Origin of the sequence: Longimicrobium sp., from assembly GCF_036399255.1 — a bacterium.
In the GTDB taxonomy this organism is placed as follows: Bacteria; Gemmatimonadota; Gemmatimonadetes; order Longimicrobiales; family Longimicrobiaceae; genus Longimicrobium.
This window is the reverse complement of the sequence record NZ_DASWNM010000103.1, coordinates 26901-41721: the sequence shown is the minus strand read 5'-3', so window position 1 is coordinate 41721 and position 14821 is coordinate 26901. Positions and strand designations below refer to the sequence as shown.

General features: G+C 72.5%; 7 protein-coding genes. 5 read left to right on the top strand and 2 right to left on the bottom strand.

Going from position 1 to position 14821, the window contains the following annotated elements; translation table 11 throughout:
* Positions 1 to 422: 422 nt before the first annotated feature.
* The 3 genes from VGC13_RS19075 (at position 423) to VGC13_RS19065 (ending at position 8481) form a co-directional block, all read left to right on the top strand.
* Positions 423 to 3902: a LodA/GoxA family CTQ-dependent oxidase gene (locus VGC13_RS19075; protein ID WP_331126873.1), complete on the top strand. Its 3480-nt coding sequence runs from the start codon at positions 423 to 425 to the stop codon at positions 3900 to 3902.
* A gap of 79 nt (positions 3903 to 3981) precedes the next feature.
* Complete coding sequence (locus tag VGC13_RS19070; RefSeq protein ID WP_331126872.1) at positions 3982 to 5121, top strand: tryptophan 7-halogenase; 1140 nt, start codon at positions 3982 to 3984, stop codon at positions 5119 to 5121.
* Positions 5122 to 5958: 837 nt separating this feature from the next.
* Entirely contained in the window at positions 5959 to 8481 is a 2523-nt protein-coding gene (locus VGC13_RS19065) for a BTAD domain-containing putative transcriptional regulator (protein WP_331126871.1), read from the top strand.
* Here the strand turns inward: VGC13_RS19065 and VGC13_RS19060 are convergent.
* A complete protein-coding gene (locus VGC13_RS19060; RefSeq protein WP_331126870.1) occupies positions 8453 to 9706 on the bottom strand; it encodes a hypothetical protein in 1254 nt (417 codons plus the stop codon). The genes VGC13_RS19065 and VGC13_RS19060 overlap by 29 nt on opposite strands.
* A gap of 732 nt (positions 9707 to 10438) precedes the next feature.
* Between VGC13_RS19060 and mutS the strand changes: the two genes are divergently transcribed.
* Both mutS and VGC13_RS19050 read left to right on the top strand, forming a co-directional pair.
* Entirely contained in the window at positions 10439 to 13015 is a 2577-nt protein-coding gene (gene mutS / locus VGC13_RS19055) for a DNA mismatch repair protein MutS (RefSeq protein WP_331126869.1), read from the top strand.
* Between the two features lie 549 nt (positions 13016 to 13564).
* Positions 13565 to 13873: a hypothetical protein gene (locus VGC13_RS19050; RefSeq protein WP_331126868.1), complete on the top strand. Its 309-nt coding sequence runs from the start codon at positions 13565 to 13567 to the stop codon at positions 13871 to 13873.
* Positions 13874 to 13992: 119 nt separating this feature from the next.
* Here VGC13_RS19050 and VGC13_RS19045 read toward each other — a convergent pair whose 3' ends face one another.
* Complete coding sequence (locus VGC13_RS19045) at positions 13993 to 14403, bottom strand: hypothetical protein (protein WP_331126867.1); 411 nt, start codon at positions 14401 to 14403, stop codon at positions 13993 to 13995.
* Positions 14404 to 14821 lie beyond the last annotated feature (418 nt).

Below are 14821 nucleotides of genomic sequence, written 5' to 3'. Positions count from 1 at the left end.
ATCGTCTGTTCCGTCACCCCGGCACCGGAGGACGGGAGAATGTAAGGGACGTGCTGATGCCTGTCAAAAGCAACGACTTAGCGGGATGGGGCGGGGAAGGTGCCCGGACGCGGGGCGCAAAGCGCGCGTGCGCGCCGGCCCGATGCGTCCTCGGCGTAGCGTGGCCCGAATGGAACGAAAGCGCCGGGGCGGCGGGACAGGCGCGTCCCAGCGGGGGCGGGACAGGCGTGTCCCGGCAGGGCGGACGGGCACGTGCGGCGGCGGCGTGAATGCGTTGCGCGGAAACGACCTGCGGAAATCGTCGCAATCCGGCACGGCGCCTGCCCGGCGTGGGGGCGCGGGCGCCGGCGTCCGCTGCGTTCCCACCCTTCCCAGGCGCTTCCCGCGCGCTTCATCTCACTCCCTTTCCGCCGCATGCATCCATGATCACCAGCGTCAGCATCCACCCCGCCATCGGCATCTGCCGGGTGGGGAACAGCCCCGACGAGTTCTTCATCGGGCCCGAGCGCCCGTGGGAGCCGCCCTCGCCGCCCGGCGGCTTCAAGGACGCGCAGTGCCGGGTAAAGCGGCAGGCGGCCCGCTTTCGCGTCTTTGGCCGGGACGAGAACGACAACGCGGTCGAGATCACCGCGGCGGACGCGGAGATCACCTGGACGGTGCACCTGCGCAACCGCAAGGCGGTGGTCAACAACCCCGACGCGCCGCCGGCGGACATGACGATCGACCCGGGGCCGCGCACGCTGGACGCGCCGGGGCAGTCGCAGCTGTTCGACACCGGCACCATCACCTTTCCCGGCCATGCCCCCGTGGTGGTGCCCCTGGGCGAGGCGCGCACGGACGCGGACGGACGCCTCGTCGTGCTGGGCGGCTTCGGCACGTCCGCCAGCCCGGCGGGGGCCCCGCCCTCGGGCCTGTTCAACCCCGAGTGGTTCGACGACGTGGCGGACGGGCCCGTGACCGCCACGGTGAAGCTGAACGGCACCGACGAGACCTTTGCCGCCTTGGGCGCGTGGGTGGTGGTAGGGCCGCCCAAGTTCGCCCCGGAGCTGGACAGCGTGGTGACCCTGTACGACCGGATGTACGACCTGGCGGCCGCGCAGGGGTGGGTCACGCCGGCCGCCGTTCCCTCGTACACGCAGCACATCTACCCCATCCTGCTGCACGCGGCGCAGAGCCGGTGGGTGGAAACCATCCCCGGCTGGGCGCACGCGTGGACGCACCCCGTCGTCGACCCGGCGAAGCGGCAGAAGATCTTCGACCGCCTCAAGCCGGGCGGAAACATGCCCGCGCTGGCCGGCGGTGCGCAGCTCACCGACGTCCAGCTGGCCTGGATGCAGGCCTGGAAGGACGGCAACTTCACGGACGACTGGGCCGGACCCCCGGCGCCCCCGGCGCAGATCACCCCGGACGGGCTGGACCGGGCCGCACTGGGCTCCGCGCTGGGCGCCTCGTACGCGCCGGGGATCGAGGTGGGGGTCTTCACCCTGGAGCCCGCCCACTATTCCGCCCCGTTCCGCTTCGATCCCGACGTGGTCACGGCGGGCGACGTGACGGCGGGGATGTCGCTTCCCTGGCAGGCCGACTTCAAGGCCTGCGGCACCTCGTGGTGGCCGGTGCCGCGCCCCAACCGGGTGCTTCCGCAGGGCGGGGCGATGCAGGAGAACTGGGACCGCGACGTCGGCGACAACGGCGCGATGGTGGCGTACTGGCATTCGCTGGGGTTCGTGGTACAGGACGGCCCGCAGTACGTGGAGGTGAACCGCTGCGAGATCCCTTCCATCCAGCTGATGACGCCGTCGCTGGAGTTCCTCGACGTTCCGCAGGGGCCCATGAACACCCCGGGGCAGGCGTCGCTCCCCGTGGTGTTCGAGGTGACCTTCACCGGCGGGCAGGTGACGCTGCAGGTGCAGCAGCCGCCCACCAGCCCTCGGCTGGTCCCCGCCGCGCTGTCCGTCGTCGTGGGGCCCACCCTTCCCGGACAGCCGGTGGCGGCGGAGCTGTGGATCACCTACGAAACGGGCGCCGCCGGCGAGGTGCTGCAGGACTACGTCGCGGTGGAGCACCCGCCCACCGGGCACGTGTGGTGGATCCCCATCACCGCCAGCACGGCCGCGCGCAAGGCGGCGGCGGTGGCGCTGGTGCTGGACCGCTCCGGGAGCATGGCGCAGGACCGCGGCGACGGGGAGACCAAGATCGAGAGCCTGCGCCAGGCCGCCGGCATCTTCGTGGACGCCATGCTGGAGGGCGACGGCGTGGCCGTGGTGCGGTACGACCACGACGCGCAGCTCCTGCAGCCGGTGACGGTGCTGGGCCCCGCCGAAGACCTGGCCGACCCGGGGCGCACCGCGACCAAGGCGCTCATCGACGGCGACGAGCTGGACCCGGCCGGCGCCACCTCCATCGGCGACGGCGTGGCCACGGGGCGCGCGGCGCTGGCCGCGGCGGCGGACTTCGAGGCGCACTCGCTGGTGGTGCTTACCGACGGGGTGGAGAACTCGCCCCTGTGGATCGACGACGTGGCGGCCGACATCGACGCGCGCACCTACGCCGTGGGGCTGGGCACGCCGCAGAACACCAGCGCCGCCGCGCTGCAGAAGCTGGCCGCGGGGACCGGCGGATACCTGCTGGTCACCGGCGAGATCGGCGACGAGCAGCACTTCATCCTGCAGAAGTACTTTCTGCAGATCCTGGCGGGGGTCAGCAACGCCCAGGTGGTGCTGGACCCGTCCGGCACCCTGCTTCCCGGCGACGTGCACCGGATCCCCTTCCACCTGAGCGACGCGGACGGCGGCGTGGACGTGTTCCTGCTGACCCCCTCGCCCGAGGCGGTGGACTTCCGGCTGCAGACGCCCAACGGCTTTCTGCTGGAGCCCTGGCGGGCCGGCGTGGACCCGCGCATCCGCTACGTGCAGTCGCGCGGCATGGCCTACTACCGCCTTGCCCTTCCGGCCGAGCTGCGCGAAGAGCGCCCGGAGCGCGAGGGGACCTGGCACGTGGTGCTGACGCCGGGCGCGCCCCGGCACGACGTGCCCGCCGGGTGGGCCGGGGTGCCCGCGGCGGCGCCCGCGGGGGACGCCCGTACGGTGGAGGCGCGGCTGGCCGACCCCGCGTACGACCGCGCCCAGTCGCACCCGTACCCCGCGGTGCAGCGGCGGAACGCCTTCCGGGCGGCGCCTCCCGCGGCGGGCGCCGGGTTCACGGAACTGCCGTCGTCCCCGCGGACGGCGGCCATCCCGTACAGCGTGATCGTCCACGCGTACTCCAGCGTGGCGCTGCGCTGCTCGATGCGGCAGGACAGCCGCGAGCCGGGGGCGGCGGTGTGGGTGGACGCCGTCCTTACCGAGTCGGGGATCCCGGTGGCCGACGCGCAGGTGCGGGTGGAGGTGGTCCGGCCGGACGGCGTGCAGGGGCGCATGGTGCTGGACACGCGGGACGGCGCCGCGCTCTCCGGGACGTATGCCACCTCGGTTCCCGGCATCTACCAGCTCCGCGTCCGCGCCAGCGGCACCACGCGGCGCGGGCACGTCATCCAGCGCGAGCGGACGCTCACCGTTCCCGTGTGGGCGGGCGGCGACAAGGACCCGCCGCGCGACCGGGCGGAAGGCGGCGGCCGCACCCCGGTCGGCGGAACCGGCGATCCGGGCGGGACGGATCCCGGCACCGGAACTGGAACGGGCACCGGGACGGGTACTGGCACCGGAACTGGAACGGGCACCGGGACGGGTACTGGCACCGGCACCGGAACTGGAACGGGGACCGGCACAGGCACAGGCACTGGCATCGGCACTGGAACTGGAACGGGGACCGGCACAGGCACAGGCACGGGTTCAGGGACCGGGACAGGCCGGGGCCGCCCCGGCTGCCTGGGATGGCTGATGGGGCTCCTTGGCGGCGGGCGCTGAGGGCCGTGGCGGGGAGGGGGAGGCGCGGCTGCCTCTTCCTTCCGCCCCCGCGCGGAGTGGATCGACGAGCGAGCGGCCCGTGTGGGACGCCGTGGACGTGGCGGTCGTGGGCGGCGGGCCCGCGGGCGCCGCCGCGGCCTGCACCCTGGCCGGGCGCGGGCGGCGCGTGCTTCTGCTGGAGGGGACGCGCTACGACGCCCCGCGGGTGGGCGAGTCGCTGGCGCCCCGCCTGCACCCCCTGCTGGACCGGCTGGGGGTGGCCGGCGACCTGCGCGCGCTGGGTCCCGTTCCCTCGCACGGAACGGCCAGCGCGTGGGGCGACGGCGAGGTCCGCGCGCAGTCGTTCATGTTCAGTCCCTACGGCCCGGGGTGGCACGTGGACCGCCGGCGGGTGGACCAGGCGCTGGCCGGCGCCGCGGCGCGTGCCGGGGCGCGCGTGGCGACGGGGGTGCGCGTGCGGGGGGTGCGGCCGGACGGCGCGGGCGGATGGGTGCTCGACACCGCGGGCGCGGGCTCCGTGCACGCCCGGGCCCTGGTGGACGCCGGCGGAAGGTGCCCGGCGCTGGCCGGCCGGCTGGGCGGGCGGCGGATGCTGGCGGACCACCTGGTGGGGGCGGCGGCGCACCTGTCCGGCCCCGCGCACGCGGAGGGCGGGTTTGCGCTGGTGGAGGCGGTGGAGGATGGATGGTGGTACTCCGCGCCCCTTCCGGAGGGCGGGTTCGTGGCCATCTTCATGACGGACGCGGACCTGCTGGCGCGGCGCGGCGCGGGGGAGGCCAGCGGATGGAGCCGGGCGCTGGCGGGCGCGCCGCACACCGCGGCGCGCCTGGCGGGGCTGCGCCCGGCGTGGGGGCCGCGGGTGTTCTCCGCCGTCAGCCACGTGCTGCGGCGCGGCGGGATGGACGGCGTCTGGCTGGCGGCGGGCGACGCGCGCGCCGCCGTGGACCCGCTCTCCGCCAGCGGCGTCTTTCGCGCGCTGCAGGGCGGGGAAGAGGCCGCGGCGGCCGTGGACCGCTGGCTGGACGGCGACTCCGCGCCCGCGCGGGCGTACGAGGCCGCGCAGGACCGGGCCTTTGTTCACTACCTGCACCAGCGCCGCGACTACTACGCGCAGGAGACCCGCTGGCCCGATGCCCCCTTCTGGCGCCGCCGCGCCGCCCTCCCCTCCTTCCTCCCCGACCGTCCGCGCTCCACCGCGCCCCCCGCGCCCGTCCCCTGACCCTAACCTGTCCCCGCGGTACTGAATCCGGTAAAACACCAGCGTCCGGAACGCGCACCGTCCATCTCTACCGTGGAGTGGGCGGATGGTTCTCAGAGTGTGTTCAAGAATCCCTGCGCTCGCGCCCGTATGTCATTTCGAAGGAGGCGCCACACCGCACCATCGGCTCGCACGAAATCCTGCACGCCGACTGAGAAATCTACTGTCTGCTGCTGGTGGCCCGCTGCACCGCTCCGGCACTGGCCCTGTCCGCCCGTGTCGTAGCCGCAGGTAGGCACGGGCTACCGCGTCTGCCCTCCAGCAATCCGACAGTAGATTCCTCGGCCCTGCAACCTCTGGTGTGAAAGCAGGCTATGGCGTGGCCGGGCCTCGGAATGACAGCGCTGGTAGATCTGCCTGGATGCGCAGCCGCGGAGATGCCCGGGCGATCCGCATCCCTCCCCCCCAAAACGCGGATGGCCCCCTGCCGCGATTCCCTCCCTCTCCCGTTCCCGCCATCCCACGCCGGCTCGTGCCTCGCCGACCGGCGCGCCATGTCATCCGCTTACATGAAAGAGGCTTCGGACCCGACAGAGCAGAGGAAGCGGCACGAGAAAACTCCGTTGACTCCGTTGACTCCGTGTGAGGTCCATTCTTTTGCGGCTTCGGCAAACCCTGTCCGCTCTCCCTGTAACCTGTCCCCTGTCCCCTCTCCCGCCCGTAGATCCCTTGCTTCCTGCATCGACCTGTTACAACTTCCCGTAACAGCCAGCTTGCGTACGCCGGGAACGTACGACTAAGCTGCCGTACGCAGTAACATCCCGCAGGCCGTTTCTCTCAGTCCCCGCAGTTCTCGCCGTGATCTTCATCCACGTCCTGGGGGCGCCCGTGGTCCGGCGCCCCGACGGGCCCATTTCGGGCCGCGCGGCGCACCGGCGGCGCCTGGCCCTGCTCGCCATCCTGGCGGCCGCGCGGGGGCGGCCGGTGGGCCGCGAGCGCATCATCGGCCTGCTGTGGGCCGAGCACCCCGCCTCCGACGCCCGCCACACCCTTTCCGAGAGCCTGTACGTCCTGCGCAAGGACCTGGGCGACGAAAGCTTCGTGGTGGTGGGCGACGAGGTGGGGCTGGACCCCGCCCACGTGTGGTGCGACCTGGACGACTTTCAGCGGGCGGTGGACGAAGGGCGGTGGGAAGACGCGGTGCGGGCGTACGGCGGCCCCTTCCTGGACGGCTTCTACGTCAACGACGCCCCCGAGTTCGAGCAGTGGGTGGACGGCGAGCGCGACCGGCTGGCCCGCGCCTGGGCCCGCGCGCTGGAAGAGCTGGCCACCGCGGCGGAGGCCGCCGGCGAGCCCCTGCGCGCCGCGGAGTGGTGGCGCCGGCTGCTGGCGCACGACGCCTTCAGCTCGCGCGTGGCGGTGCGCCTGGTGCGCGCGCTGGCGAGCGGGGGCGAGCGCGCCGCCGCCCTGCGCGCGGCGGACGCCCACGTGCTTCTGCTGCGCGACGAGCTGGGCGTGGGCCCGGACCCGGAGCTCTGCGCGCTGATGGCCGGCCTGCGGCGCGCGCCCCCCGCGCCTCCGCCCCGTCCCGCGCCGCCTCCCTTCGCCGCGCTTCCGACAGAAGAGCCGGTGGATGAGGATCGTCCCGCCGCGGACGCCGTCGCGGAGATGGCGCCGCTGGACGCACCGCCCGCCGATGCGGATCCATCCCCCTCGATCGTCGAGAGCGCTCCCGCACCGACGCCGGACGCGGTGAGTCCGCCGCGCCGGCGGACGCGTGTGCGGCGGATGGGGGTGATCGCGGCGGCGGGGATGGGGGCGCTGGCGGCCTCGCTGCTGCTGGTGGTGCTGGCGGCGCGCAAGCCGGCGCCGCCCGTGGAGCCGCAGTACGATCCGCGCCGCATCGCCGTGCTGTACCTGGACGACGACAGCCGCGACGGGGAGCTGCAGTACCTGGCCAACGGGCTCACCGAGATGCTGATCCACGAGCTGAGCCAGGTGCAGGCGCTGGACGTGGTGTCGCGCAACGGTGTAAAGCCCTACCGCGAGGGGACGGTGCACTTCGACAGCATGGTGGCGGACCTGCGGGTGGGCACCGTGGTGGAGGGGAGCGTGGCCCGCTGGGCCGACAGCGTGCGGGTGGTGGTGCAGCTGATCGACGCCAACACGCACTCGCACCTGGAAAGCAAGGTGGTGGTGCGCCCCATGGACGACCTGTTCGCCGTGCAGCGCGCCGTGTCGGAGGAGGTGAGCGGCTTTGTGCGGCGGCGGGTGGGCGCGCAGGCGCGGCTGCGGCAGGCCGAGGCCGAAACGCGCAGCGCGGCGGCGCTGGAGCTGGTGCTGCGCGGCGAGCAGGCGTACGGCGACGCGCTAACCCTGCGGCGCAGCACCGACCCGGCCGCCGTCGCCTCGGCCATGCGCATGCTGCACGAGGCCGACGCCCTGCTGGCCCGCGCCGAGGCGGCGGATCCGCGCTGGGCGCGCCCGCCGCTGGACCGGGCGTGGGTGGCCGTGCGGCAGGCGTCGTGGGGCGAGCCCGGCTGGGCGCACGAGGCGGCGGTGGACAGCGCCCTGGCGCGCGCCGGCCGCGTGCTGGCCCGCCAGCCGGCGCACGCGCGGGCGCTGGAGGCCCGCGGCGCGGCGCTGTGGACGGCCGCGCTGGTGCCCGGGGCCTCTCCGGAGCTGATGGAGCGGGCCGAGCGCGACCTGCGCGCCGCCGTGGCCGCCGAGCCGCGGCTGGCCAGCGCCTGGGGCAAGCTCAGCGCGGTGCTCATGACGCGGGGCAGGATGGCGGAGAGCGAGATGGCCATCGACCACGCGCTGCGGTACGACGCCTGGCTCGAGGACGCCGGCGAGCTGCTCAACACCCGCTTCTACGCGCTGATCGAGATGCGCGACTACACCGCCGCCGCCGAAACCTGCGCGCGGGGACGCCTCGGCTTTCCGCGCGACTGGCGCTTCCTGGAGTGCCGGCTCACCCTGATGCGCCTGGGGGTGTCGGGGCCGCCGGACCCCGCGCTGGCGTGGCGGCTGGTGGCGGAGCTGGAGGCCATGAACCCCCCGGCCGCGGCCGCCGCCGGGGGGTACGCCTACGCCCCCGTCTACCGGCGGATGGCGGCGGCGGCCGTCTCGGCGCGGGCGGGCGACGCCGCCCGCGCCCGGGCCGAGCTGGCCCGGGCGCGGGTGGACGCGGCCCTCGAGCCCGAGTCGCGGGTGTCGCTGGCCTACGACGAGGCGTACCTGCTCCTGCTGCTGGGCGACCGCGCGGGGGCCCGCGAGCGGCTGGATGCGTACCTGGCCCAGCGCCCCGCGCTGCGCGGGCTGCTGGCGCGCGATCCCATGGTGCGGGAGCTCATGGCCGCGCGGGGTGCCGCACCATGAACCTGGCGATGGGGTGCACCTGCATCGTGGAGGGGACCTGGGCGCGGGCGCGGGTCTGGGCCACCACCCCCAGCTGCTGCGTGGGATCCACCCGCGTCACCAGCGTGTTGTTGGTGACCTCCGTCCACATGGAGCTGGGCAGGTGGATCAGGGCGTTCACCCCGTCCTCGCCGCCCATCGTCCAGGCGTTGTGGATATCCACCAGGTCCGGCAGCGCCCGCAGGCCCCCCTTGGACGCATAGTACGGAAACAGGAACTGCTCCACGGCGGCCGTGCTCCAGAACAGCGCGTCACCCCGGCCGGCCAGGTTGATCGAGTCCGACTCGTCCTGGTTCAGCCACACGCCGTGCAGCACGGGCCGGCCGGCCGGCACCGCGGGCGTGAACGCGGGCACCACGATGTCTCCCGGCCCCACCGCGGGAGGCGTGGTCGTCGGGGCGCTGAACCCGTCCTCCCCCGTCCGGAAAACGAAGTACGCGGGCACGTCCCGCAGCGAGGCCGCCCACTCGGCCATGGCGCGCAGCTTCTGGTAGTTGGGCAGCTGCGGGGTGCCCTCGCCGCCGCGCGAGTAGGCAACCGGCTTTACGGGATCGTCGTGGCGGGGCTCGGAGCCTCCGTACAGGTGCGCGAACTTGTCCAGCGGAAGTGCCTGCAGCACGGAAAACGGGTCTACGGGATTCTGCGCGAACACCACCTGGACGGACTCCCGCAGATTCGCCGGAGCGCCGCTCTCGGTGCTGGTCACGTGGACCAGCGCGTACACGGTCACCAGATCGGTCCGGTACAGGTTCCACGCGCTGCGCAGGAGCGCCAGCAGGCTGGCGGCATTGTCGCCGCCGCACGAAGCGATGAACGGAACCAGGAACTTGTGCACGGCCGCGTCGCTCCAGAACATCGCGTCGGTCGTCGGGGGCGCCACGTACCAGGTGGCGGGGTCCGCGAACTCCTGGATCTGGAGGACGGCCTGGTTGCGTGGAAAACGTCCGGCGTCGTAGGCGGGGACCATGACGTCCTCCTCCGCCACCGGCGTGTCGAACCCCGTGCGGAGCAGCGTTCCCTCCTTGTCGAAGAAGAACTTGGTCAGCTGGTTGTCCACGCTGGCCGCCGACTCCGCCAGCAGGCGCAGCTGCAGGTAGTCCAGGGGAGCGGTCTGCGGAAGCGAGTCGAATTCATCCGCCGGGTCGGCGCGGTCCAGCACGGCGGTGGAGGACGTGCGGTCTTCCATGGTCGTATCTCCAGGATCTGGGTACGGCGGGATCCCTTTCCCGCATCGGCGGCCACCCCGGCCGCTCGGTCGCCGCAACTCTGGCGCGCACCCGTCAAGCCGGTTTCCCGGTTCGCTTCAACCCCGCCTCTCAACCTCCGCTCCTCAGGCGCCCGCGGGTGCATCAACCTCCATCCAACCGCATGCACCGCAACCGTTTGCAAATGCCTGCGCGGCCGATGGATCTTTCCCCGCGTAATCCCGATTCGACGAAAGGGTCATTCCCGGGGAGGCGCCGCGGAGTGCTCGCCTTTCGCCCGGTCGCATGGCACCGACGAAGAATGTGCCATGCCGGGCGGCAGGATCCCGCCGTCGGGCGGGGTTCGCGGGCTGTGCCCGGGAAGGGCTCCGCGCGAGGGGAGGGAGATTCTTCGGTCGCGCCAACAGGCCCCACGGTTTTTCCGGAACCCGGGGCGGGCGCTCGCTCAGAATGACAGGTGTTTCCCCCGGGTCCGGTACAACACACACATCGCGCCCGCCTGCATCGTCTCACTATTCCCTATTCCCTATTCCCTATTCCCTATTCCCTATTCCCTGTTCCCTCTCCCCTCCGTCTACTCTGTTCCCAAGCTGGCGCAATCTGCCCCGTTGCCGCGCCCCGTGCACGCCGGTACATTTCCGCCCTCACCGGCACGTACCCATGGCGCCGCCGCACGCGCGCGCCGCTCCCGCAAGGCCCTCCATCCCCCTACGATGGCGTCCGACGACACTCCGCTGATGCAGCAGTGGCGCGAGGTGAAGGCGCGCCACCCGGACGCGCTCATCTTCATCCGCGTCGGCGACTTCTTCGAGCTCTTCAACGAGGACGCGGTCGAGGGGAGCAAGCTCCTGGACCTTACCCTCACCTCGCGCAACAACGGCAGCAGCAAGGCGCCGCTGGCCGGCATTCCCGCGCACGCGCTGGAAAACTACCTGCGCCGGCTGGTGGCGCTGGGGAAGCGCGTGGCCATCTGCGACCAGGTGGAGGATCCCGCGCTGGCCAAGGGGCTGGTGCGCCGCGAGGTGACGGAGATGGTGACGCCGGGCGCCGTGTTCAGCGACGCCCTGCTGGACGCCCGCCGCAACAACTACCTGGCCGCCGTGGCCGGCGACGCGGCGGGGGAGGGGACGGTGGGGCTGGCGCTGGCCGACCTGACCACGGGCGAGCTGACCGTGCGGGCGGTGGCGTGGGACGATCTGCCCAACCTGCTGGGGATCTGGCAGCCGGCGGAGCTGCTGCTGCCGCGCACCTGGGAGCTGTTCCCCATCCCCGGCGCCGCCGAGCTCACGCGCACCTACCGCGGCGACTGGCTGTTCGACCCGCGCGGCGCGCACGAGGAGCTGTGCCGCCACTTTCGCGTGGCCAACCTGTCGGGCTACGGCTTCGAGGCGCAGGACGGCTGGCTGGCCGCGGCGTGCGGCGCGCTGGTGGCCTACCTGGGCGAGGTGCAGCCCGCCGGCTTTGCGGGCTTGCGTCCGCCGCACGTGGAGCGCCCCGGCGGCTTCATGGCGCTGGACGAGATGACGCGCCGCAACCTGGAGCTGGTCGAGACGCTGCGCGGCACGGGTCCGGAAGGGACGCTCCTCGGTGTGCTGGACGAGGCGTGCACGCCCATGGGCGGCCGGCTGCTGCGCCGCTGGCTCCTGGCCCCGCTGGTCCGCGTGGACTTCATCCACAAGCGGCTGGAGGCGGTGGGGGAGCTGGTGGATGAGGACGGGATGCGCCGCGCCGTCCGCGACGCGCTGGGCGGGGTGCGCGACCTGGAGCGGCTGGCGATCAAGGTGGGCGCCGGCCGCGCCACCCCGCGCGAGATGCTGGCGCTGACCGCCTCGCTCTCGCGCCTTCCCCCGCTGCTGGAGGCGCTGGAGGGCGCGCGCGCCGGCATGCTGTGCGTGCACCGCGAGGCGGTCGATCCGCTGCAGGACATCCGCGACGCCATCGAGACGGCGGTCGATCCCGAGGCGCCGGTGACCATCGCGGACGGCGGGGTGATCCGGGCGGGGTTCCACGCGGGGCTCGACGAGCTGCGCGGCATTCGCGACGGCGCGGTCGACTTCATCGCCCGCCTGCAGGCCACGGAGCGCGAGCAGACGGGGATCAGCACGCTCAAGGTGGGCTTCAACCGCGTCTTCGGGTACTACCTGGAGGTCACGCGGCTGCAGTCGGATCGCGTTCCATCTCACTACCACCGCAAGCAGACGCTGGCCAACGCCGAGCGGTACTACACCACCGAGCTCAAGGAGTGGGAGGAAAAGGTCCTGGGCGCCGAGGAGCGCATCGGGGCGCTGGAGCAGCGGCTGTTCGCGGAGCTGCGCGAGGCCACGGCGCGCGAGGTGGCCCGCATTCAGCGGGTGGCGGACCACGTGGCGTCGCTGGACGTCCTCGCCGCGCTGGCCGAGGTGGCCGTGCGCCGCGACTTCGTCCGTCCGCAGGTGGACGACGGGCCGGCGCTGGAGATCCGCGGCGGGCGGCACCCGGTGGTGGAGACGATGATGCCGCGCGAGGACTTCATCCCCAACGACGTGCGGCTGGACGCGGACGCGCGGGTGATGATCCTGACCGGCCCCAACATGGCCGGCAAGTCCACCGTCCTGCGCCAGGTGGGACTCATCCAGCTGCTGGCGCAGGTGGGCTCGTTCGTCCCCGCGCGGGCGGCGCGGGTGGGGATCGCGGACCGCATCTTTACCCGCGTGGGCGCGTCCGACAACCTGGTGCGCGGCCAGTCCACGTTCATGGTCGAGATGAACGAGACCGCCGCCATCCTGCACTCCGCCACGGCGAAGTCGCTGGTGCTGCTGGACGAGATCGGCCGCGGCACGTCCACCTGGGACGGGCTGAGCGTGGCGACGGCGACGACCGAGCACCTGCACGACGTCGTCGGCGCCAAGACCATCTTCGCCACGCACTACCACGAGCTTACGCGGCTTTCGGAGCGGCTTTCCGGCGTGGTGAACTTCAGCGTGGCGGTGCGCGAGGTGGGCGAGGACATCGTCTTCCTGCGCCGGCTGGTGGAGGGCGGCGCGGACCGCTCGTACGGCGTGGAGGTGGCGCGGCTGGCGGGGCTGCCCGAGACGGTGGTGGAGCGCGCGCGGAAGATCCTGCAGGAGCTGGAGGAGCAGTCCGCCGCGCAGAGCCGCATCGGGCCGCCGCCGGACGTGCAGCTGGGCCTCTTCGAGTTCGGCCTGCCGCACCCGGTCGTCGAGCGCCTGCGCGTGCTGGACGTGGACGGGCTCACCCCGCTGCAGGCGCTGAACCTCCTTTCCGAGCTGGCCAAGTCGTCACGCAGCTGAAGATTCGCTGCCGCGTCCGCGAAAAAGATCATTGGCACCCAGAGGCCACAGAGGCCGCAGAGGAAACCACTCTGCGGCCTCTGCTTCTCTCGCGTAATCCGACAAAGCTGCCAAACCTCCCAGCGTGATTGACTTCCTGAGGGAGGCGCCGCCCCGCAACTCACTTATACACTGCACTTTCGCGCCGACCGAAGGACCTCGCCAGCAGAACGACGGGGCGGGTCCGTGCCCTGATCTGGCCCCTGCGCCACCGAGACGAGGTCCTTCGGTCGCGCGCAATCTGTAGTGTGACTTCTGGCTGGACGTGATGCGCTCCCTCAGGAAGTCATCGCTTCGTTATGCATTTGAGGTTTAGCAACACCCTCTCAGGCTCAGGGTGACAGGCGTTTCCTCTGGTTCAGCAGGAGACAGGGACACATCCTGATCATGTCCATCTGATTAAGCCGCAGCGGTTTCGGCGCGGATGGGTTGAGCGGGGCGGGGGATGGGGTTACCCTCCGGACGGGCGGTGGCGACACCCGCCCACCATCACAATGGAAGGGTGACTGGATGAAGGAGATCCCCACACAGCCGGCCGCCGGCGCGCGCCTCAAGCGTTCGCGCGACGGCTCGTTCGTCTGCGGGCCGCTGCGGGTGCAGCCCCGCTCCCGGATGCTGTCCACCCGCACCCCGGTTCCGCACCTTCCGCCGGACGAAAGGGAGCGCCGCGAGCACGTGCGGCGCTGGGCGCGGATGATGATCGTGCACCTGGAGCGCGCGGACTTCGACACGCGGCAGGAAGGCTACCCCGCCACCCTCGCCCGCCTGCGCGACCTGCTGGACCGCGAGATAGAACGCGTGTCGGTCGCCGGCGGATGACGCGCCGCATTGGCCGGGCGCGCCGCTGACGGACCAACGGAAAGGGGCCGGAGCAATCGCTCCGGCCCCTTTGCCGCATCCCGGCCGCAGGCACCGGGCCGCGCCGGGACTGGCCTGCGTCAGACCTGGAACTCCTGCTGGAATGAGAACGTGCAGGAGGTGCCGTCCGGAGAATCCAGGATCCCCAGGACCGCCCCCATGACGGTGGTGCCCGACCCGCCGGGGAACAGGGCGGTCCAGGTGAGCGCGCTCACCGGACCCGCGATCGCCGGTCCGTTGGGCACGGACGCGAGCTGGGCCGTGTAAAGCTGCGACTGGTCCTGCGACATCACCCCGGTAATCAGCAGCGAGATGCTGTAGCCGGAGTTCGGCACCACCTCCAGCGCACTCACGAGATCGCCGCTGTTGAGCTGTACGCTCCAGTTCTGGAGCGTGACCTGGTCATTGCACGTCCCCGCCTGGCTGGCCAGCTGCCTGAAGTCGAGCCTGCCCTGCCGGAAATCGGAAAGGATCTGTGTCGCGGTCTGCATGTCGGTGTCTCTCTCAAGAAGGGGTACATGGAAGGTTGTGTCGCGCGGGCCGTAACACGCGGGTGATTCGCCGCCGCCGGTGCCGCGCCGGCAAACGCCGGAGCCCGCCGCCCCGCAAAGGACGGCTTCGGTGCGAACCTAATCCGCCGGATTTGACCGGACCGCACGCCGAATATGCTCCGACGTGCGCCGGGTGGCAAGGATCGTGATTCCGTGGTCCGCGCCGATGGGCGCGGATTCCCGCTCCCCCTGCCGACCCGGGCTGGCCGGGCCCCCGGTTCTCGCATCCCCCGCTCTCCGCCTCGTTCCGTGCCCCCTTTCGAGCCGTCCTCCACCCGCGCACGGTTGCGAATCGCGGCGCGAGCAACGATCTTCGGCAGGCAGAACGTACGGCCGGCGATCCCCGCCCTGACCCATC